Source organism: Sphingomonas sp. GW821-FHT09E03 (assembly GCF_059416225.1).
In genome coordinates, this window is sequence record NZ_JBWKOS010000009.1 from 1 (window position 1) to 20,294 (window position 20,294).

18 protein-coding genes are annotated in these 20,294 nt (G+C 69.6%); 4 read left to right on the forward strand and 14 right to left on the reverse strand.

What is annotated here, in order from left to right:
- Nucleotides 1–33: 33 nt before the first annotated feature.
- The 3 genes from AC07M8_RS15715 to AC07M8_RS15725 all read right to left on the reverse strand — a co-directional run bounded on the left by AC07M8_RS15715 (nt 34) and on the right by AC07M8_RS15725 (nt 1,840).
- Complete coding sequence (locus tag AC07M8_RS15715) at nt 34–426, reverse strand: hypothetical protein (protein WP_495175263.1); 393 nt, start codon at nt 424–426, stop codon at nt 34–36.
- 108 nt (nt 427–534) lie between these two features.
- A complete protein-coding gene (locus AC07M8_RS15720; protein ID WP_495175264.1) occupies nt 535–1,152 on the reverse strand; it encodes an oxidoreductase in 618 nt (205 codons plus the stop codon).
- A gap of 34 nt (nt 1,153–1,186) precedes the next feature.
- Entirely contained in the window at nt 1,187–1,840 is a 654-nt protein-coding gene (locus AC07M8_RS15725; protein WP_495175265.1) for a DsbA family oxidoreductase, read from the reverse strand.
- 155 nt (nt 1,841–1,995) lie between these two features.
- Between AC07M8_RS15725 and AC07M8_RS15730 the strand changes: the two genes are divergently transcribed.
- Nucleotides 1,996–2,292 (forward strand): DUF1330 domain-containing protein, encoded by a 297-nt coding sequence (locus AC07M8_RS15730; protein WP_495175266.1) that lies wholly within the window; start codon nt 1,996–1,998, stop codon nt 2,290–2,292.
- A gap of 15 nt (nt 2,293–2,307) precedes the next feature.
- On the opposite strand, the gene AC07M8_RS15735 is transcribed toward AC07M8_RS15730, so the two are convergent.
- From AC07M8_RS15735 to AC07M8_RS15750, 4 genes are all read right to left on the reverse strand, one after another.
- Nucleotides 2,308–3,615, reverse strand: coding sequence for a chloride channel protein (locus tag AC07M8_RS15735; protein ID WP_495175267.1), 1,308 nt, complete (start codon nt 3,613–3,615; stop codon nt 2,308–2,310).
- A 144-nt stretch (nt 3,616–3,759) separates the two neighbouring features.
- Complete coding sequence (locus AC07M8_RS15740) at nt 3,760–5,286, reverse strand: DHA2 family efflux MFS transporter permease subunit (RefSeq protein WP_495175268.1); 1,527 nt, start codon at nt 5,284–5,286, stop codon at nt 3,760–3,762.
- Between the two features lie 13 nt (nt 5,287–5,299).
- Entirely contained in the window at nt 5,300–6,415 is a 1,116-nt protein-coding gene (locus AC07M8_RS15745; RefSeq protein ID WP_495175360.1) for an HlyD family secretion protein, read from the reverse strand.
- A gap of 31 nt (nt 6,416–6,446) precedes the next feature.
- Entirely contained in the window at nt 6,447–7,922 is a 1,476-nt protein-coding gene (locus tag AC07M8_RS15750; protein ID WP_495175269.1) for an efflux transporter outer membrane subunit, read from the reverse strand.
- A gap of 88 nt (nt 7,923–8,010) precedes the next feature.
- Here AC07M8_RS15750 and AC07M8_RS15755 point away from each other — a divergent pair, with 88 nt between their 5' ends.
- Nucleotides 8,011–8,661 carry a TetR/AcrR family transcriptional regulator gene (locus AC07M8_RS15755; RefSeq protein ID WP_495175270.1) on the forward strand — a complete coding sequence of 217 codons (651 nt, stop codon included), beginning with the start codon at nt 8,011–8,013 and terminating at the stop codon, nt 8,659–8,661.
- Between the two features lie 10 nt (nt 8,662–8,671).
- Here the strand turns inward: AC07M8_RS15755 and AC07M8_RS15760 are convergent, their stop codons facing one another.
- A complete protein-coding gene (locus AC07M8_RS15760) occupies nt 8,672–9,349 on the reverse strand; it encodes an arylesterase (protein WP_495175271.1) in 678 nt (225 codons plus the stop codon).
- On the opposite strand from AC07M8_RS15760, the gene AC07M8_RS15765 reads away from it, so the two are divergent.
- On the forward strand, nt 9,337–10,041 hold the full coding sequence (locus tag AC07M8_RS15765; RefSeq protein WP_495175361.1) for an ABC transporter ATP-binding protein: 705 nt from the start codon (nt 9,337–9,339) through the stop codon (nt 10,039–10,041). The two genes, AC07M8_RS15760 and AC07M8_RS15765, sit on opposite strands and share 13 nt — an antisense overlap.
- Entirely contained in the window at nt 10,038–12,536 is a 2,499-nt protein-coding gene (locus AC07M8_RS15770; RefSeq protein ID WP_495175272.1) for an ABC transporter permease, read from the forward strand. Before AC07M8_RS15765 ends, AC07M8_RS15770 begins: the two co-directional genes overlap by 4 nt.
- A gap of 34 nt (nt 12,537–12,570) precedes the next feature.
- Here the strand turns inward: AC07M8_RS15770 and AC07M8_RS15775 are convergent, their stop codons facing one another.
- The 6 genes from AC07M8_RS15775 to AC07M8_RS15800 all read right to left on the reverse strand — a co-directional run bounded on the left by AC07M8_RS15775 (nt 12,571) and on the right by AC07M8_RS15800 (nt 20,241).
- On the reverse strand, nt 12,571–14,064 hold the full coding sequence (locus tag AC07M8_RS15775) for a S10 family peptidase (protein WP_495175273.1): 1,494 nt from the start codon (nt 14,062–14,064) through the stop codon (nt 12,571–12,573).
- Between the two features lie 240 nt (nt 14,065–14,304).
- Nucleotides 14,305–15,159: an HpcH/HpaI aldolase/citrate lyase family protein gene (locus AC07M8_RS15780; protein ID WP_495175274.1), complete on the reverse strand. Its 855-nt coding sequence runs from the start codon at nt 15,157–15,159 to the stop codon at nt 14,305–14,307.
- Entirely contained in the window at nt 15,156–15,608 is a 453-nt protein-coding gene (locus tag AC07M8_RS15785; RefSeq protein WP_495175275.1) for a MaoC family dehydratase, read from the reverse strand. The genes AC07M8_RS15780 and AC07M8_RS15785 overlap by 4 nt, the downstream gene beginning before the upstream one ends.
- Nucleotides 15,608–17,461 (reverse strand): acetyl/propionyl/methylcrotonyl-CoA carboxylase subunit alpha, encoded by a 1,854-nt coding sequence (locus AC07M8_RS15790; RefSeq protein WP_495175276.1) that lies wholly within the window; start codon nt 17,459–17,461, stop codon nt 15,608–15,610. Before AC07M8_RS15790 ends, AC07M8_RS15785 begins: the two co-directional genes overlap by 1 nt.
- Nucleotides 17,462–17,465: 4 nt before the next feature.
- Nucleotides 17,466–19,061 carry a carboxyl transferase domain-containing protein gene (locus tag AC07M8_RS15795; RefSeq protein ID WP_495175362.1) on the reverse strand — a complete coding sequence of 532 codons (1,596 nt, stop codon included), beginning with the start codon at nt 19,059–19,061 and terminating at the stop codon, nt 17,466–17,468.
- Nucleotides 19,062–19,071: 10 nt separating this feature from the next.
- Entirely contained in the window at nt 19,072–20,241 is a 1,170-nt protein-coding gene (locus AC07M8_RS15800; protein WP_495175277.1) for an isovaleryl-CoA dehydrogenase, read from the reverse strand.
- Between the last annotated feature and the right edge of the window lie 53 nt (nt 20,242–20,294).

Consider the following 20,294-nt stretch of genomic DNA (forward strand, 5'->3'; position numbering starts at 1 on the left):
GCACAAGACCAGACTTGGGTGACACCAACTCTGCTACAGTGACCGCTGCCAATAAGGCGGGTCACCGAACGCCGCTCTCAGGCTGGCAACGAGGCGATAGTCGCTATAGCGATCTGCGCCGCCACCGTAGAGCGTGTCCTTGTCGATTTCGGCGAGTGGAGCGCCTTGCTTTAGACGCTCGACCAGATCGGGGTTGGCGATGAACGCCTGGCCGGAGGCGATCAGATCGGCGTCGCCTGCATTCGCTGCCTGCCTGGACACATCGAGCGTGTAGCCGTTGTTGGCCAAATAGGCCTGGGCAAAGCGCCGGCGGAGCGAGCCATAATCGAACGGCGGTATGTCGCGCGGCCCACCGGTCGCGCCTTCGATGACGTAACGATAGACGAGATCGAGAGCGCTGAGCCGATCGACGATATGGTCGAACAAGGGCTGGGATTGCTGTCCGCAATGCCGTTGGGGGCGTGACCGGCGAGATGCGGATGCCGGTGCGCGCGGCGCCGACTTCGTCGACCACCGCCTTCGTGACCTCGAGCATCAGCCTGGCGCGGTCCTCGGTCGACCCCTACAGCGGTCGTCGCGATGGTTGGCGCCATCCCTGGCGACCTGGTCGAGCAGATAGCCCTTGGCGCCATGAACCTCGACCCCGTCGAAGCCGGCACGGATCGCATTGGCCGCGCCACGGCGGAACGCCTCGCCGATGCAGGGGATCTCGTCGAGCGCGAGCGCCCGGGGCTGCGAACAATCGACGAAGCTGCTGCCGACATAGACCTTGCTGTCGGCGCGGATCGCCGAGGGTGCGACGGGTGCTCCACCGCCGGGCTGAAGGTCGGCACACGAGCCGCGGCCGACATGCCAGAGCTGGAGGAAGATCTTGCCGCCGGCGGCGTGAACCGCATCGGTGACGGTGCGCCAGCCCTCGACCTGCGCGTCGGTGTAGATACCCGGCGTGTCCTGATAGCCCTGGCCCTGCTGCGAGACTTGGGTCGCTTTGGCGATCAGCAAGCCGGCGGACGCGCGCTGGGCATAATAGTGAGCCGCGAACGGGCCCGGCACCATGCCGGCGGGGGCGCAGTTGCGGGTGAGGGGCGCCATCACGATGCGATGGGCGAGCGGGATGGTACCAAGCGTGAAGGAATCGAACAGGGTTGCCATGGGCATCATTCATCGAAGATGGTGAAGCAGGAGATCAGGCCGCCGCTGCAATTTTGCGCAGCGCGTTTTCAAAGGCTTCGGGGGGCTGGCCGCCTGAAATCAGGTAGCGATCGTTGATGACCGCCGCCGGCACCGCGCTGATCCCGCGCGACTGCCAGCGCTGCTCGGCTGCCCGCACGTCCTGCGCATAATCGTCTGATCCAAGGATCTGGTCGGCCCGCACCGGATCGAGCCCGACCTTGGCGGCCGCGGCAGCCAGCACTGCGTGATCGGACGGATCCTGACCCTCGGTGAAATAGGCGTCGAATAGCGCATGCTTGAGTGCCGCCTGCTTGCCCTCGCCATGTGCCCAATGCAGCAGCCGATGTGCGTCGAAGGTATTGTAGATGCGGCTGGCATCCGACATCTGCATGCTGAAGCCGAGCGCGGCGGCGCGGTCGCGGATCATTGCGCGGTTCGCAGCAGATTGCTCGGGCGTCGAGCCATATTTCTGCGCGATATGCTCGCCGATATTCTGGCCGTCCTTGCCCATCTGCGGGTTGAGCTCGAACGGCTGGAAGGTGATGTCAGCCGCCACCACATCGGCGGTGCGGACGAGCGCCTCCTCCAGCCCACGCAGGCCGATGATGCACCAGGGACAGGAAACGTCGGAAACGAAGTCGATCTTGATGGGCTTGAGCTTGGGCATGCGGCACCGTGCGGCTGAAAGGGAGCCCGAAATGAGGGAGACGAGCGGCTCAATGCATGGGGGCGGAACTCGTTGCCTGTCCTGGCATTGGGTCGGGGAACCCGCGTTCATCGGCGATCACGCCCGCTGGCGCTCGCCGCTACAGAGGAACCATCATGACCGCTTATGTCGTCTTTACCCGCGAACGGACCACCGACGCCGCCGAACTGAAGCTGTATGGCGAGCAGGCCCCCGCCGCGCGGGCCGGGCATGACATGACCCCGCTAGCGTTCTACGGCCCGCTGGAAATGCTCGAAGGCGCGCCGGTAGAGGGTTGCGTGATCCTCGCCTTCCCGAGCGTTGCCGAGGCGCACGGCTGGTATGACAGCCCGATCTACCAGGCGGCGCGGGAGCATCGGCTAAAGGGGGCCGACTATCGCGTGTTCATCGTCGACGGAGTCGACGCCGGCTGATGGCCGGGCCGTCGATCACGCCGTTGCGGTGGCCGGTGCCGCCTGCAAGAACGGCTTGGCGAGGCCGTGATACAGGCGCTCCTTGCACACCATCGCGCTGACCAGATCGGCGATCAGCGCAGTGGCGAACAAGGGAATGATCAGGCCCCGGCTGGCGGTGGTTTCGCTGATGATGATCACCGCGGTCAGCGGCGCACGGACGACGCCCACGAAATAGGCGATCATCCCGAGCAGCACCACGGCGCCTGCCGGATCGTCCGGAAAGGCGGCCGTCAGTAGATTGCCGACACCGGCGCCGACCGCGAGCGATGGCGCGAAGACGCCCCCTGGTGCGCCGCTGAGCGTCGCCATCAGAGCCGATACGAATTTGGCAGGGCCGAACCACAAGGGCTCGCCCTGACCCTCGACCAGGTGACGGGTCGCCGCATAGCCGGTGCCCCAGGTCGCGCCGTGGGTGACCACTCCCAGCACTGCCACGACTACCCCACACATGATTGCGATTGAGACAGGGCGACGTTTGGCGCGGATCAGCCAACCGCGGGTCGGCGCAGCGACGGCCAGCACGATCCGCGTGAACAGGCCGCCTGCCAGACCGCCGACGACCCCGGCCACGGGCGCGACGATGAGGACGGAGCCAAGCGCGAGCGTCTGCCGCATCGTGCCAAAATAAACATAGTCGCCGGCGATGCCGAGGCTGACCATGCCGGCGATCATCACCGCCACCATCACCAGCACCGCGACCTTCTGTTCGTAGGCCGAGGCGAGTTCCTCGATCGCGAAGGCGACCCCGGCAAGCGGCGTGTTGAACGCCGCGGCGACGCCGGCCGCGCCGCCGGCGATCAGCACACCGGCCGTCACCGGCACCCGCAGCAGCCGGTGGCAGGCGACCATGATCGCGGCGCTGAGCTGCACCGTTGGTCCTTCGCGCCCCACCGCACCGCCGGCACCGAGCATTGCCAGCGTCAGGCCGATCTTGGCGGCGCCGGTGCGCAGCGACACCAGCGGGCCCGTGCCTTTGCCGGCAGCATCCCGCGACGCCGCGATCACCTGGGGAATGCCGGAGCCACGCGCCTCAGGCGCCCAGCGCCGCGTGGCATAAGCCACCAGCCCGAACACGCTCGGCGTGATCAGTAACGGTGCGTAGGGCCAGGTCGCGATAAGGCGGGCAAAGGCTGCTTGCGCAACATCGCCGAGCCTAGCGAACGCGAGTGCCGCAAGCCCCAGCACGACCGCGCCAATGCCGGTCGCCAATCGTCGATTGACCACGGCAACGGCGCCATGGGCCTTCTGCCGCCGTCCTTCGAGCAGATGATGCAGCTGCATCAGATATCGCGGGAGGACGGCCATGGATCCTTTCGAGCGGCATCAGGGGACACGATCATCACACGCCGTACCGCCCGCAGCCGACGATGCCAATGTGTGCATCTCCTGCGACAACGGCCCTGGGGGGGGGCAACAGCGGCTGCCTCAGTGCGCGGCGCCGGCGCCCACCGGCCGGCGCGGGCGTGGCGACAACCAGATCACCATGGCGGCGATCGCGAAGATGATCGCCGACAACAGGAAGATGTGGTTGATCGCCACCGCGGCAGCCTCCTGCTCCACTGTCCGCTCGATCATCCCGCGCACCTGATCGAGCGAAAAGCCGCTAGCCTGAAGCTGCTGGCTGGTATCGCCTGCATTGAGGCTGCCGACGATCTCGCTGCGCGACGCGATCGTGCTGTTGGCAAATATGGTGGTGGAGACCGAGGTGCCGATCGCACCCGCCATCGTCCGCAGGAAGCTCATCACCCCGGCCGCCGAGGCGGTCTCGTGCGGCTCGACGGCGCCAAGCGCGATGGTCGTGAGCGGGATGAAGAAGAACGGCATCCCGAAGCCCTGCAGCATCTGCGGGACTGCCAGCGACCAGTAATCGGCGCCGCTGGTCCAATGGGTCCGCAGCAGCGAGATCAGCCCGAGCCAGAGTATGCCGAAGCAGACGAGTGCACGCGGGTCTACCTTGCCCGAAATCTTGGCAACGATCGGCGACATAATCACCGCCGCGACGCCGGAGAAGGCGGTGACGTAGCCGGCGTAGGTGGAGGTGTAGCCGAGGCTCGCCTGCAGCCATTGCGGAATCAGCACCGCAGAGGCGAAAAAGGTGGCAAAAGCGAAGGCGAGGCTCGCCACCGCGACGCTGAAGCCGCGATGACGGAATACCTTGAGATCGACGATCGGCCGCTCCTCGGTGAACTCCCAGGCGAGGAAGACGAGGAAGCCGACCCCCGCGATCACCGCCAGCGCGACGATCAGGCTGTCGCCGAACCAGTCGCGCTCGCGCCCGAGATCGAGCATGATCTGCAGCGCGCCGATCCACAGCACCATCAGCGCCAGCCCGATCTTGTCGACGCCCAGCCGCTCGGTGCGGGTCTCGGCCGGCGTCAGCAGCCGATAGGCGCCATAGGCGCAGAGCGCGGCAACGGGGATGTTGATGAAGAAGATCCAGTGCCACGACCAGCTGTCGCTGATCGTGCCGCCGAGGATCGGCCCGAGGATCGGCGCAACCACCGTGGTCATCGCCCACAGCCCCATCGCCTGGCCGTGCTGCTGCTTGGGGAAGACGCGCAGCAGCAGGGTCTGGCTGAGCGGCATCAGCGGCCCGCCGCACAGGCCCTGACCGATCCGGCAGGCGACGATCATCGGCAGGCTGCCCGAAAGGCCGCACAGGATCGAGAACAGGCCGAAGCCGATCATCCCGACGATGAAGGTCCTGACCGCACCGAACCGGCCGGCGAGCCAGCCGGTAAGCGGGACGCAGATCGCCTCCGCCACCGCATAGGAGGTGATGATCCACGTCCCCTGCGACGACGAGATGCCCATCGAGCCGGCGATATGCGCGACCGAGACGTTGGCGATGGTGGTATCAAGCACCACCATGAAGTTGGTCAGCGCCAGAACCATGCCGGCGAGCAGCAGGGTGGGCCCGGCGAGGGGCTTGAACGTATCGGTACCGGCCATCGCCGCTGTCCTCCTAGCGGGCCGAGGTATCGATCTCGGCCGTCATCGACAGGCCGACGCGCAGCGGGTGCGCAGCGAGTTCGCGAGGGTCGAGCGTGACGCGGACCGGCAGACGCTGGACCACCTTGATCCAGTTGCCGGTGGCATTCTGGGCCGGGATCAGCGCGAACGCCGAGCCGGTGCCGCCGGAGAAGCCGGCGACCCGGCCGTGATAATCGACGCTGCCGCCATAAAGGTCCGAGGTCAGCGTCACCGGCTGGCCGGGCTTTACCTTCTCGAGCTGGCCTTCCTTGAAGTTGGCGTCGACATAGACCTGGCCGACCGGGACGATGCGCATGATCGTGGCGCCGGGCGCGATGCGCTGGCCGATCTGGATCGTGCGGTTGGCGACCACGCCGTCGATCGGTGCGCGGATAACGGTACGATCGAGATCGAGCCGCGCCTGCCGCACCCTGGCTTCGGCCATCAGCACATCGGGGGCACTGGCGATGTTGGTGCCCTGGATCAGCGCCTGGTTCGCGGCGAGGTTGCCCGCCGCGGCGCCACGCTGCGAGCTTGCCTGGGCGACGGCGGCGCGCGCCTGCTCCAGGCTCGCCCGCGCCGCGGCCAGCGCGTTGGTCGCGGAGGTCAGTTCGTCGCCCGAGACCGCGCCATTGGGGGCGAGCTTCTGGCGACGGTTGAAATCGACCTCGGCCTTGGCGAAGCTCGCCTGGGCGGCGATCAGCTGCGCGCGGGCGCTGAGGATATCGGCGCCGCGCGCCTGCACCTGAGCCGACAGGGCATTGCTGGTCGCCGAGGTCTGGCCGAACATGCGCCGCGCTTTCGCAAGATCCGCCTCGGCGGTGGCCAGCGTGATCCGCGCGTCGCTGTCGTCGAGACGAACGAGGACGTCGCCCCTCCTTACCGCCTGGGTATCCGAAACGCGGACGTCGAGCGCCTGGCCAGCGACCATCGGCGTCACCTGCGCGGTATCCGCGCCGACATAGGCGTTGTCGGTCTCGACGTAATGGCTGCCGACCAGCGCATACCAGCCGCCATAGCCGACACCGGCGACCAGCACGGCGCCAGCGATCCCGGCGAGCAGCGTGCGGCGGCGGCCGTTGCGGGGCGGCGGCGCCTGGACGGACATGGCATCGGCCTGGGGAAATTGGGGATCGGCATCAGCCACGGCTGCTATCCTTGCTGGTCTGGTGGTCGGTCGGGAGGGGAGCGGCGGCGAACCCGCCGCCGAGCGCGCGGACGAGCGCGACATCGAGGGTAAAGGCACGCGCCTGAAGATCGGCGACGCTGCGCTGCGCCTGAAGCGCGCGGTCCTGCGCCGTCAGCACATCGAGGAAGCGCGACAGACCGCCTTCGTAGCGCTGGCGGGCGACGTCATAGGCGCCTTGCGCCTGGACCAGTGCCTCGCGCGCTTCGACCAGCTGGCTGGCAAGCGAACGTCGGCTGGTCACTGCATCGCCGACCTGGCGATAGGCGTCGGTGACGGTGCGATCGTAATTGGCGACGGCCTCGTCATAGATCGCGCGCGCGTTGCGGTAGCGGCCCTGCAGCTCGCCGCCTCGGAAGATCGGCAGGCTGACCGCCGGCCCGGCATCGCCATAGGTCGAGCCGGTCTTGATCAGATTGCCGAGGCCCAGCGCCTGCAGGCCAAAGGCGGCGCTGAGGTTGATCGCGGGATAGAAATCGGCGCGGGCGACCTTGATCCGGCTGGCCTCCGCTTCGACCCGGCTGCGCGCGGCGACCACATCGGGACGGCGCCCGACCAGATCGGTGGTGACGTCCTGTGGAATGCCACGCGACGGCACGATCGCCGCCGGCGCCTGGATCGAGAGCCCGCGGTCGGGACCCTTGCCGAGCAAGGAGGCAAGGCGGTTGCGGGTGAGGGCGATCTGTTCGTCGGTGGCGATCAGGTCGGCGCGCGCGGTCGGCACCGCGGCGCGCGCCTGCTTGAGTTCGGCCTGGGTGTCGAGGCCGGACGCGACCCGATCGACCGTCAGCGATTCGGTCTGCTGGCGAATGGCGAGCGCGCTTTGCTGCACCTCACGCTCGGCGAACAGCCGGGCGAGATCGGCATAGGCATCGGCGATGTTGGTCGACAGCATCAGCGAGGATTGCGCAAAATCCAGCTGTGCCGCCTCGGCCTCCGAGCGCGCCGCGGCATAAGCGGCGCGGTTGCGCCCCCACAGGTCGAGATCGAAGCCGAGGTTCGCCGCCAGCTGCCCGGTGCCGTTCCACCCCTTGGGGACGAAGGCTGCCGGGATGCCGTTGTTGTAGCTCTGCTTGGCGGCGCCGACGCTGCCGGTCGCGTCCAGCGTCGGCAGCCGCGTCGCATTGGCCTGCTCGGCATAGGCATCCGCCTGGCGCACGCGCGCCGCGGCGGCGGCGAGGTCCGAGGAGCCGGCAAGCGCCTCGGCGATCAGCGCGTCGAGCTGGGTGTCGCCATAGCCGGTCCACCAGTCCGCCGCGGGCCAGTTCGTCACCGTGGCAGCGCCAGCAAGCGTCTGGCGGGAATCGAACTGCGCCGGCGTGGCGATCTGCGGTGCCGCGCCCAATTTGGGCAGGGCGGCGCAGGCGGAGAGGAGTGCCAGCGGCAACAGCGCCGCAGCAGGCAAAGCAGCAAAGGGAGGCGAGGGCATGTCAAGAAACCGTACTAGTGGGTACGGTTGGCCAGATGAGGATCGGCGACATGCTTGTCAATGAGAAAGCGTACCCTATAGTACGATTATGTCTGCCGAGATCCCCGAACCCGCCTTGTCGCGGCGCGCTGCGCGTAAATTCGATCGCCGCCAGGCGATCATCGAGGCGGCGCGGCACTCGTTCCTCGAGCATGGCTATGCGGGGACGTCGATGTCGGCACTGGTGAAGACGCTGGGCGGCTCGAAGGGAACGCTGTGGAGCTATTTCCCATCCAAGGAAGAGCTGTTCGGCGCCGTCATCGAGCAGGTCAGTGCCGCCTTCCGTGCCGAGCTGGCGAACGTGCTGGCGACCCGCGGCGAGCTCGAGACGGTGCTGGCGGCCTTCTGCCGCACCTTCATGCGCAAGATCAGCGCACCCGAATCGCTGGAGACGTGGCGGCTGGTGGTCGCCGAGAGCGGCCGGTTTCCCGTGGTCGGCCAGATCTTCTACCAGCAAGCGGCGCGGCATACCCGCGAGGCGCTGACGCGTTTCCTCGAGCCGTACATCGCCGAGGGGCGGCTACGCCAGGCGCGGCCCGATCATATGGCGGAGCGGCTGATCGACCTGTGCGTCGGGCCGCAGACGCGCCGATTGTGGGGGGTCGAGGCGCATCTGGCATCATCGGCCGCGGAGGATGCCGACGAGATCGTCCAGCTGTTCCTGCGCGCCTATGCACCCGAGCCGAGCGCCGCCCGATAGCGCCTCGGCGTCAATCCTGTCGCTGGCGGAGCGCGGCGGTGACCGCCGGCAGCATCCGGCCGACGATGATGCTGACGCCGCGCCGGTTGGGATGAAGCCCGTCCGCCTGCAGCAGCGTGCGAGTGGCGGCGACCCCGTCAAGGAAGAAGGGGTAGAGCGGCATCCGGTGGGCGCGGGCGAGCGCGGGGTACAGGCCGTCAAACGCGCGGCCATAGTCGCTGCCGAGGTTGGGCGCGGCGCGCATGCCGGCGATCAGAACGGGAATGTGCCGGCGCTGCAGCTCGGTGAGCACCGCATCCAGGTTGGCGCGGGCCTGGGCCACCGGCAGGCCGCGCAGCATGTCGTTGGCGCCGAGCTCGACGATCACCAGATCGGGCGCGACGCCAAGCCCGCGCAACCCCCAGCGCAGCCGTGCCCGTGCCTGCGCGGCGGTGTCGCCGGCGACGCCGCCATTGCGCACCGTCGCGGCGATCCCGGCGCGGCGCAGCGCGGCCTGGAGCTGGCTCGGGAACCCGTCCGCGGGCGGCAGGCCATAGCCGGCCGACAGGCTGTCGCCGAATGCCCAGACCAGCGGCGCCCGCGGCGCGGCGAGGGCTGCGGGCGGGGCGACCAGCCCGGCGACGAGCAACGCGAGATGGACAAGCAGGCCATGCCCTCCGTATCGCTGGCGGCGTGATATCTTCTCCATCTCCCCGCGATAGCGCGCTGATCGTCGCGCGCAACGTCCGCCTGTCGCTGGGCCGCCCGCCCAGCCGGGTCGACATCCTCCATGGCATCGATCTCAGCGTCGCGGCGGGGGAGAGCGTGGCGCTGCTCGGCGCCTCGGGATCGGGCAAATCTTCGCTGATGGCGATCCTGGCCGGGCTCGAGCGGCCGACCGGCGGCGAGGTGACGGTGAGCGGGCTCGATTTCACTACGCTCGACGAGGACGGCCTGGCGATCGCGCGCCGCGGCCGGATCGGGATCGTGCTCCAGGCCTTCCACCTGCTGCCAACGATGACCGCGCTCGAGAATGTCGCGGTGCCGCTCGAGCTGGCAGGAGCAAGTGACGCGTTCGCGCGGGCGCAGGTGGAACTGGCGGCGGTCGGCCTCGCCGATCGCACCGGGCACTATCCGGCGCAATTGTCGGGCGGCGAGCAACAGCGGGTGGCGATCGCCCGCGCGCTGGTGGGCCAGCCCGGGCTGCTGTTCGCCGACGAGCCGACCGGCAACCTCGACACCGCCACCGGCGCGGCGATCATGGACATGCTGTTCGCCCGCCATGCCGCGAGCGGCGCGACCCTGTTCGTGATCACCCATGATGCCGCGCTCGCGGCGCGGTGCGCGCGGGTGATCGAGCTCGCCGATGGCCGTATCGTCGCCGATCGTCGCGGCGCATGAGCATCGCCTGGCGGCTGGCGCTGCGCGACCTCCGGCGCGGCGGGCGCGGGCTGCTGCTGCTCGCCTTGTGCCTGTTCCTGGGTACCGCGGCGCTCGCCGGGATCGGCAGTCTGTCGGCCAGCCTGCTTGCCGCATTGGATCAACAGGGGCGGCAGATGCTCGGCGGCGACCTCGAGCTCACCGTGTCGCAGCGCCGCGCCACCGTCGAGGAGGCGGCGGCGTTCGCCGGCGCCGGCCGGGTTGCGGAGACGGTGTCGCTGCGCGCGATGGCGAGCGTCCGCGGCGGCGCACCGGTCCTGCTCGACCTGCGCGGGGTCGACGCTGGCTGGCCGCTGGTCGGCGACGCGCGCCTCGCGGCAGGCGCGCTGGCGCCGCGACCGCGCGGCGACGGCATTGCGCTTGCCCCGGTGGCGGCGGCGCGGCTCGGCGTTCGCGTCGGCGACCGGATCAAGGTCGGCGCCGCCGAGCTCCGCCTGGTCGGGCTGATCGCGCAGGAGCCCGATCGGCTCGGTGCCGGTTTCGCGCTCGGCGCGCCGGCGCTGGTCGACATGGCCGGGCTCGACGCCACCCGGCTGCTGCAGCCCGGCAGCCTTTATGAAAGCCATTACCGTCTCGTCCTGCCCCGCGCCGATCCGGCCCGGGCGGAGGCGACCGGCGACCGGCTGGTGCGGCGCTTCGCCGGCGCCGGCTGGTCGGCCCGGACCAGCGCGCAGGCCGCGGGCGGGCTCAAGCGCGGCATCGCCCAGCTCGGCCAGTTCCTGCTGCTAGTCGGCCTGTCGGCACTGGCGATCGCCGGGGTCGGGGTGGGGAGCGGGGTCGCGGCCTATCTCGCCGGCAAGACGCGGATCATCGCCACGCTCAAGGTGCTCGGCGCGCGCTCGGGGACGATCGCGGCGATCTTCCTGTTCCAGCTCGGGCTGGTCGCCGCTGGGGCGATCCTCGCCGGGGTAGCGCTCGGCGCGCTGGTGCCCTGGATCGTCGCGGGCGTGGCGGGATCGGCGCTGCCGGTCGCGCCGCGGCTCGCGCTCTATCCGGTGCCGCTGGCGACCGCGGCGCTGCTCGGGCTGTTTGCCGGATTGCTGTTTGCGCTGCCGGCGCTGGCGCGCGCGCGCGCGGTGCCGGCGGCAACGTTGCTGCGCGATGCGCTCGCGACGCGGCGGCTGCCCGGCGCGGCGGTGCTCGGCGGCATGGCGGCGCTGCTCGCGGCGCTGATCGGGCTGGCCGTGCTCACCGCGACCGATCGGCTGCTTGCGCTGCAGTTCGTCGCCGCGGTGACGGTGCTGGTGGTGCTGCTGTGGCTGGTCGGGATGGCGCTGCGCTGGCTGCTCGCGCGGCTGCCGCGGCCGCGCGCGCCGCTGTTGCGGCTGGCGCTTGCCAACCTCCACCGCCCCGGCGCGCAGACCGACCGGCTGGTGGTCGCGCTCGGGCTCGGCTTCTCGCTGTTCGTCGCGCTGGCGGTGATCGACACCAGCCTGTCGGCCGAGCTCGCCGGCGCCGCGCCCGCCAAGGCGCCGCGCTTCTTCACGATCGATCTCCAGCCCGAGGATGCGGGTCGGTTCCGCGCCGCGGTGATGGAGGCCGCACCGGGCGCACGGATCGAGGCGGTGCCGTCGCTGCGCGGGTCGATCGTCGCGTTGAAGGGCCAGCGGGTCGCCGAGATGAAGACGCTGCCGGCGGGCGCCTGGGTGCTGCGTGGCGACCGCACGCTGACCTGGTCCGCCGGCGTGCCGCCGCGCACCACGGTGGTCGCCGGGCACTGGTGGCCGGCCGGTTATCGCGGGCCCCCGCTGGTGTCGCTCGAGGACCGCGCCGCCGAGGCGCTCGGGCTGCGGATCGGCGACAGCATTGTGGTCTCGGTGCTCGGCGTCGACGTGCCGGCGCGGATCGCGGCGCTGCGCCACATCGACTGGAGCGGGCTCGGGCTCAACTTCGCGATCGTGTTCTCACCGGGCTATATCGAGGAGGCGCCGCACAGCCTGCTCGCAAGCGTCTATGCGCCGCCGGGCCGCGATGCCGCGGTCGCGCGGCGGGTGGCGGACGCCTTGCCGTCGGTGACGATGATCCGCGTCGGCGACGTGATCGGCCAGATCGGCGCGGTGCTCGGCCAGGTCGCGGTGGCGATCCGCGCGGCGGCGGCGGTGACGATCGCGGCGGGGATCGTGGTGCTGATCGGCGCAGTCGCCGCCGCCGAGCGCACCCGGCGCTACGATGCGGTGATCCTCAAGCTGCTCGGCGGCACCGCGCGCCAGGTGCTGGCGGCGCAAGCGATCGAATATGCGCTGCTGTCGCTGGTGCTGGCGACGGTGGCGCTGCTGGTCGGCGGTGGCGGCGGCTGGTTCGTCGTCGTCCATGTGTTCGCGCTGCCCTGGGCACCGGACTGGTCGGTGGTCGCGCTGACGTTGCTGGCCGCGACCGCGATGACGCTCGGCATCGGCGTGATCGGCAGCCTGCCGGCGCTGCGTGCCAAGCCGGCGACGACGCTGCGCGAGCTGTGAACCGGCGCGGAGTCAGACTCCGCGCCGGCCCAGCCTATCGGTAGAGCCGCTCGGCATCCGCCTTGAACTGCGCGCCGCTGTCGCTGCGGCTGTAGAACATGTGGCCGCCGGCATAGACCCGCAGCTGGACGCGCTCGGCGACGCCGAACGCCGGCATCTGGTCGACGATCAGCCGCGAGGCCATGAACGGGCAGGACAGGTCGTCCCAGCCATGGACGATCAGCACCCGCATCTTGGGATCGTTGGCGATCGCCTTGCGCAGGTCGGTCACCGGCGTGTCGTCCGGCTTGCCGCGATCCCAGGCCTTGTTCACCGCATAGGACAAAGCATTGTAGCGCGCGTCGGTCTTCCAGCCGACCTCGCGGGTGACGAAATCGACCATCGCGCTGGTGGTGGGGGCGATCAGCGCGTCGAGGATCGGATCGTTCGACTGCTGCTGCGCCGACCAGGGGAAGGGATCGAAGGCGGTGACGTTCGAATCGTAGACGCTGCCGATGGTGTTGTCGGCACGATGGATCTCGCGCAGGTACGTGCCGCTGTCGACCCGGCCGCCGAGCCGGCGGACCAAGGCGGGGTCGAGGCCCGTAAGCTCGGTGACGCGGATGACGACGCGCCCGGTCGCCTCCGGATCCGAGCGGCCGCGCAGCAGATCGCGGGCGAAGTCGCCGCGAGTATAGGCCTCGACCTCGGCCATCGCGGTCGGGGTGAGGCGGCCCTGGCGCTCGAGGTTGGCGGCGGCCATCGATGGCAGGTCGATCATCCACGGCAGCGGCGACAACGCGGTCGCGCCGTCGCCCGAGGCGGGATCGAGATACGGCGAGACCATGATCAGGCCGTTGACGCCGACGCCGATCTGCGACTGGAGCTCATAGGCGATGCGCGGCGCGCGATAGCCGCCGTAGCTTTCGCCCATGACATATTTGGGGCTGCGCAGCCGGCCTTCCTTGACCAGCCAGTCATAGACCACCTTGGACAGATAATGGATGTCGGGATCGTTGGCGTAGAAGGCCTTCTTGGTCTCGGCCTCGTCGACCAGGCTGCGGCTGAAGCCGGTGCCGACCGGATCGATGAACACGAGATCGGTGAAATCGAGCCAGCTGTTGGCGTTGTCGCGCGCAATCGGGGCATCGGACGGCGCATTGCCCTGCGCGCCGAACTGGACGCGCTTGGGGCCGACCGCGCCGAGGTTTAGGTATACCGAGGCCGCGCCGGGGCCGCCGTTGAACGCGAACGTGACCGGACGGGCGGGATCGCGGCCCGGAACGGTATAGGCGGTGTAGACGACCTGGCCGATCTCCTTGCCCTTGTCGTCACGCACGGTGATGGTGCCGACGGTCGCCTTGTAGCTGATCGTGCGGCCCCCGATCTGCGCGGTCTGGGTGATCGTCTTGTCCGCCGGGAGCGGCGGCAGCTTCGGCGTATCCTCGCTCTTCTTTTCGACGGTGGTGGTGGTCTTATCGGCCTGGGCATGGGCGGCGCTGCCGACGGCGAGCAGCAGCGTGGCGGCGAGAAGGCGGGGAATCGTCAAGGAAGGCACCTCGTTGGATGTCGGTGTCGGCGGGCGTGCCCCGCTGGCGGGGCGATCATGAACGATCGTCGCTGCCTGCAACAGCCATTTCGCCGGCGTCGTGTTGCGGTTCCGTGGTGTCCGCCAACCGGGCGCGTGAGATTGAATTGATGCCGTCCCGTTCGCGCCGATCTTGTCGAAGGGCGGTGAGTCTCACGGTGCTTCGACAGGCTCAGCAAGAACGGGTGGATTAATTTGGCGCTAGATCGTCGCGCCCGCACGATCGAGCAGCGCGCACGCCTGTTTGAGGTGCGGCGCATCGACCATCCGGCCATCGACCTGCAGCGCACCGGCATGCGGCGCGGCGGCGAAGGCCGCGACGATACGGCGTGCGGCGGCGACCTGCTCGGCATTTGGCGTAAAGGCGGCATTGATGACCGCAACCTGGTCAGGATGGATGGCCATCATCCCGATGAAGCCATCGCGAGCGGCGCGGCGGGCATAACGATCGAGGCCGTCGCGGTCACGGAAGGCAGGATAGACCGTGTCGATCGCCGCGACCCCGGCGGCGTGGGCGGCAAACAGGGTCAGCGAGCGGGCCAGCTCGTAAGGCGCCGTAAAGCGGCCATCGGGCTCGCTGCTGGTCGCCGCGCCGATCGCGGCGGGCAGGTCCTCCGCCCCCCAGGTGAGGCCGGTCAACGGCACGCCGGCGGCGGCATAGCTGCCGAGCGCGAAGATCGCCGCGGGTGTTTCGGTGGCGATCGGCAGGATCGGGGCGTGGATTCGCGCCGCGGCAAGCCTGGCGGCGAGCGCCTGGACGCTGGCGGCACCCTCGGCCTTGGGCAGCACGACGGCGTCCGGCGCGAGGCCGGCGAGCGCCGCCAGATCGTCGGCGCAGGCCGGCGTATCGAGTGGGTTGATGCGGACGAACAGGCGGACGCCGCCGCGCGATGCGCCGCCCAGCCGCGTCGCCACCGCGGCACGGGCCGCGGGCTTGGCAGCGGTTGCCACCGCATCCTCCATATCAAGGATCAGCGCATCGGCGCCGCTCGCCGCCGCCTTGTCGAACCGGTCCGGCCGATCGCCAGGCACGAACAGCAGCGAGCGCAGCATCATGCCGCGGCGCGCCTGATCAGCGCGGTGCGCAGGCACTGGCAGACGATCTCGTCGCGCTGGTTGAGCATGCGATGGGCGAAGGTGACGATGCCGGCGTCGGGACGCGAGCGGCTGTCCTTGAGCGCGTGGACCTCGGTTTCGGCGCGCAGCGTGTCGCCGAGGAATACCGGCTTGGGCATGACAAGCTGATCATAGCCCAGATTGGCGACCAACGTGCCGAGCGTGGTGTCGCCGACCGACAGGCCGACCATCAGCGCGAAGGTGAAGGTGCCGTTGACGAGGATCTGCCCGAACTCACTGGCGCGCGCGGCCTCGGCATCGAGGTGCAGCGGCTGCGGGTTGTGGGTCATCGTCGAGAACAATAGATTGTCGGTCTCGGTAACGGTGCGGCGGATGTCGTGGACCAGCCGGTCGCCGACCTGCCAATCCTCGTAACAACGCCCGGCCATCACTCCGCCTCCCGTTCGATCCGCGCCAGCACCACGCCCTCGGCGACCTGCGCGCCTTCGCTGACGCCCAGCGTGGCAACGGTGCCGGCGAAGGGGGCGAGCAGCGCCTGTTCCATCTTCATCGCTTCCAATACCAGCATCCGTTCGCCCTTGGCGACCGTCTGGCCGGCGGAGACCAGCACCGCGATGACGCGGCCCGGCATCGGCGCGACGATCGCCCCATCGCCGTCGCCGCTGCCATCGAGATGACCGGCGCGGCGCGGCGCATAAGGCCATGCCTCGCCGTCGATGAACAGCACGCCATCGGCCAGAGTGGCGGCGGGTGGCGTCTCGCGCTCGACCAGATAGGGCTTGCCGGCGATCTCGACCGCGACCTGCAGGTCGGATGGCGCGTTGACCCGGAAGCCCGGCAGGCTGGTCCACGGATCGCCGGTGGCGGCCGGCACGATCGCCGCCGCGGCTGCCTGGCGGACGCGGTCGGATGGCTCGGTGGGGGGGATCAGGCGATCGGCGTGGCGCTCGATGAAGCCGGTATCCACCTCGCCGGCCGCAAACGCCGGGTCGGCGGCGGCGCGGGCGAGGAAGGCGGCGTTGGTGCGCACCGGCCACACTTCGGTGCCGCGTGCCGCGGCCGCCAGCTTCGCCGCCGCCTCGCCACGGCTGCGGCCATGGACGATCAGCTTGGCGACCATCGGATCGTAGAAGGGCGTGACCTCGCCGCCTTCCTCCACCCCGCTGTCGACGCGCACCCCGGCGGGGAAGCGCAGCCGTTCGAGCGGGCCGGTCGAGGGCAGGAAGCCGCTGGCGGGGTTCTCGGCGTAAAGCCGGGCCTCCATCGCCCAGCCGGTGATCGACAGCTGGTCCTGGCGCCGCGGCAACGGCTCGCCGACGGCGACGCGGAGCTGCCACTCGACCAGATCCTGGCCGGTGATCGCCTCCGTCACCGGATGCTCGACCTGCAGCCGCGTGTTCATCTCCATGAACCAGATGCGGTCGGCACGCAGGCCCTCGGAGGCGTCGGCGATAAACTCGATGGTCCCCGCGCCGACATAATCGACCGCCCGGGCGGCGCGCACCGCGGCGTCGCAGACCGCGGCGCGCGTCGCCGGGTCCATGCCGGGGGCCGGGGCCTCCTCGATCACCTTCTGGTGGCGTCGCTGGAGCGAGCAATCGCGCTCGAACAGATGGACGACCTCGCCATGGCGATCGCCGAACACCTGCACCTCGATATGGCGGGGCGACAGGATGTATTTCTCGAGGAGCACGCGCGCATCGCCAAACGACGCGGCGGCCTCGCGCTGGCAGCTTTCAAGCATCGCCGCGAAGTCGCCGGCGGCGTCCACCTTGCGCATGCCCTTGCCGCCGCCGCCGGCGACCGCCTTGATCAGCACGGGATAGCCGATCGCGTCCGCTTCGGCCTGGAGCCGCGCCGGCGACTGGTCGGCACCGAGATAGCCCGGTGTCACCGGCACGCCGGCCGCGATCATCCGCTGCTTGGCGGCATCCTTCAGCCCCATCGCGCGGATGCTTGCCGGCGAGGCGCCGACCCAGATCAGCCCGGCGGCGATCACCGCCTCGGCGAAATCGGCATTTTCCGAGAGGAAGCCATAGCCCGGGTGGATCGCCTCGGCGCCGGTGGAGCGTGCGGCCTCGAGCAGCCGGTCCTGCCGCAGATAGCTGTCAGCGGCGGCGGCGGTGCCGATGCACACGGCCTCGTCTGCCTCGCGGACGAAGGGCATTGCGGCATCGACATCGGAATGGACCGCGATCGTGCGGATGCCGAGCGCGCGCGCGGTGCGGATGATGCGGCGGGCGATCTCGCCGCGGTTGGCGATCAGCAGGCTCTCGATCATGCCGTCACATCCGGAACAGGCCGAACTGCGCGCGATCCGGGATCGGGGCGTTCAGCGTGGTGGAGAGGGCGAGGCCGAGCACGTCGCGGGTTTGCGCGGGATCGATGATGCCATCGTCCCACAGCCGTGCCGTGGCGTAATAGGGATTGCCCTCGTCCTCATAAGTCTGGCGTATCGGCGCCTTGAACGCCTCGATCTGGTCGGGCGTCCAGCTCTCGGCGTCGCGGTGGACGGTCGCGAGCACGCTCGCCGCCTGCTCGCCGCCCATCACCGAAATGCGGGCGTTGGGCCAGGTGAACAGGAAGCGCGGCGAATAGGCGCGGCCGCACATGCCGTAATTGCCGGCGCCGAAGCTGCCGCCGATCAGCACGGTGAGCTTGGGCACCGAGGCGGTGGCGACCGCGGTCACCAGCTTGGCGCCATGCTTGGCGATCCCCTCCGCCTCATATTTGCCGCCGACCATGAACCCCGAGATGTTCTGCAGGAACAGCAACGGCACCCGGCGCTGGCAGGCGAGCTCGATGAAATGCGCGCCCTTCAACGCGCTCTCGGAAAACAGCACGCCGTTGTTGGCGAGGATCGCGACCGGCATGCCCCAGATCCGCGCGAAGCCGCACACCAAAGTGGCGCCGTACAGCGGCTTGAACTCGTGCAGCTCGGAGCCATCGACGATCCGCGCGATCACCTCATGGACGTCATAGGGTGCGCGGACGTCCTGGGGGACGATGCCGTAGAGCTCCTGCGGATCGTGACGGGGCGGGCGCGGTGCGGTGATCTCGATGTCGATCGCCTTGGGTCGATTGAGCGTCGCGACGATGTCGCGGACGATCAGCAGCGCCTGCTCGTCATCCTCGGCGACATGATCGACCACGCCCGACTTGCGGGCATGGGTGTCGGCGCCACCGAGTTCCTCGGCCGAAATCACCTCGCCCGTCGCCGCTTTCACCAGCGGCGGCCCGGCGAGGAAGATCGTGCCCTGGCCGCGCACGATCACCGTCTCGTCCGACATCGCCGGCACATAGGCGCCGCCGGCGGTGCAGCTGCCCATCACGCAGGCGATCTGGGGGATGCCCTTGGCGGACATCTGCGCCTGGTTGAAGAAGATCCGGCCGAAATGCTCGCGATCGGGGAAGACCTCGGCCTGGTGCGGCAGGTTGGCGCCACCTGAATCGACCAGGTAGATGCACGGCAGGGCATTCTCCTGCGCGATCTCCTGCGCGCGCAGGTGCTTCTTGACCGTCATCGGGAAATAGGCGCCGCCCTTCACCGTGGGGTCGTTGGCGAGGATCATGCACTCGCGGCCCATCACGCGGCCGACGCCGGCGATCATCCCGGCGCCGGGCGCGCTGTCGCCGTACAGGCCGTTGGCCGCAAGCGCGCCGACCTCGAGGAACGGCGCGCCGGGATCGAGCAGGCGGGCGACGCGATCGCGCGGCAGCAGCTTGCCGCGGGCAACGTGGCGGGCGCGATGCTGTTCGGAGCCGCCCAATGCGCTCGCCGCGGTGGCGGTGCGGAGGGCCTCGACCAACGCCACATTGTGCGCGGCATTGGCCGCGAACTCGGCCGAGCCGGTGTCGATCATCGTGCCGAGCGTGGTCATCGCCGCGGCCTCACTGCGCCCGCGGCGCGTCATGGCCGATCAGCTCGCGGCCGATCAGCATCCGGCGCACCTCGTTGGTGCCCGCGCCGATGTCGAGCAGCTTGGCGTCGCGCCAGTAGCGTTCCACCGGCCAGTCCTTGGTGTAGCCGGCGCCGCCCAGCGCCTGGATCGCCTCGCCCGCAACCTTCACCGCATTCTCGGAAGCAAGCAGGATGCAGCCGGCGGCGTCGAACCGCGTGGTCTGCCCGGCGTCGCAGGCCCGGGCGACCGCATAGACATAGGCCCGCGACGAGTTGAGCGCGACGTGCATGTCGGCGATCTTGGCCTGCATCAGCTGGAACTCGCCGATCGGCCGGCCGAACTGGCGCCGCTCGCGCACATAGGGCAGCACCACGTCGAGGCAGGCCTGCATGATCCCGAGTTGGATCCCGGAGAGCACGACCCGCTCGTAATCGAGCCCCGACATCAGCACCTTGGCGCCGCCGTCGAGCGGCCCCATCACCTGGGCGTCGGCGACGAAGCAATCGTCGAACACCAGTTCCGCGGTCGGCGAGCCGCGCATGCCGAGCTTGTCGATCTTCTGGCCGATCGAAAAGCCAGCAAAGCCCTTCTCGATGATGAAGGCGGTGATGCCCTTGGAGCCCGCGTCGGGGCTGGTCTTGGCATAGACCACCAGCGTGTCCGCATAAGCGGCGTTGGTGATCCAGAATTTGGTGCCGTTGAGCTTCCAGCCGCCATCTACCTTGTCGGCGCGCAGCTTCATCGAGACGACGTCGGATCCGGCGCCAACCTCGGACATGGCGAGGCTGCCGACATGCTCGCCCGAGACGAGCTTGGGGAGGTAGGCGGCCTTTTGCGCAGGGCTGCCCCAGCGGCGGATCTGGTTGACGCAAAGGTTGGAATGCGCGCCATAGCTGAGCCCGACCGAGGCCGAAGCGCGGCTGATTTCCTCGCAAGCGATGACATGCTCGAGATAGCCGAGCCCGAGCCCGCCATATTCCTCCTCGACGGTGATGCCGTGCAGCCCGAGCGCGCCCATCGCCGGCCAGAGCTCGCGGGGGAAGGCGTCGTCGGCATCGATCCGCGCGGCGATCGGCGCGATGCGGTCTGCGGCGAAGCGCCGCGTCGTCTCGCGGATCGCGTCCGCCATCTCGCCCGCGGCGAAATCGAGTTCGCTCATCCAGCCTCTCCTTGTTGTTGCACCGGCCATAGCCGGCGCACCGGCGTGCGCAA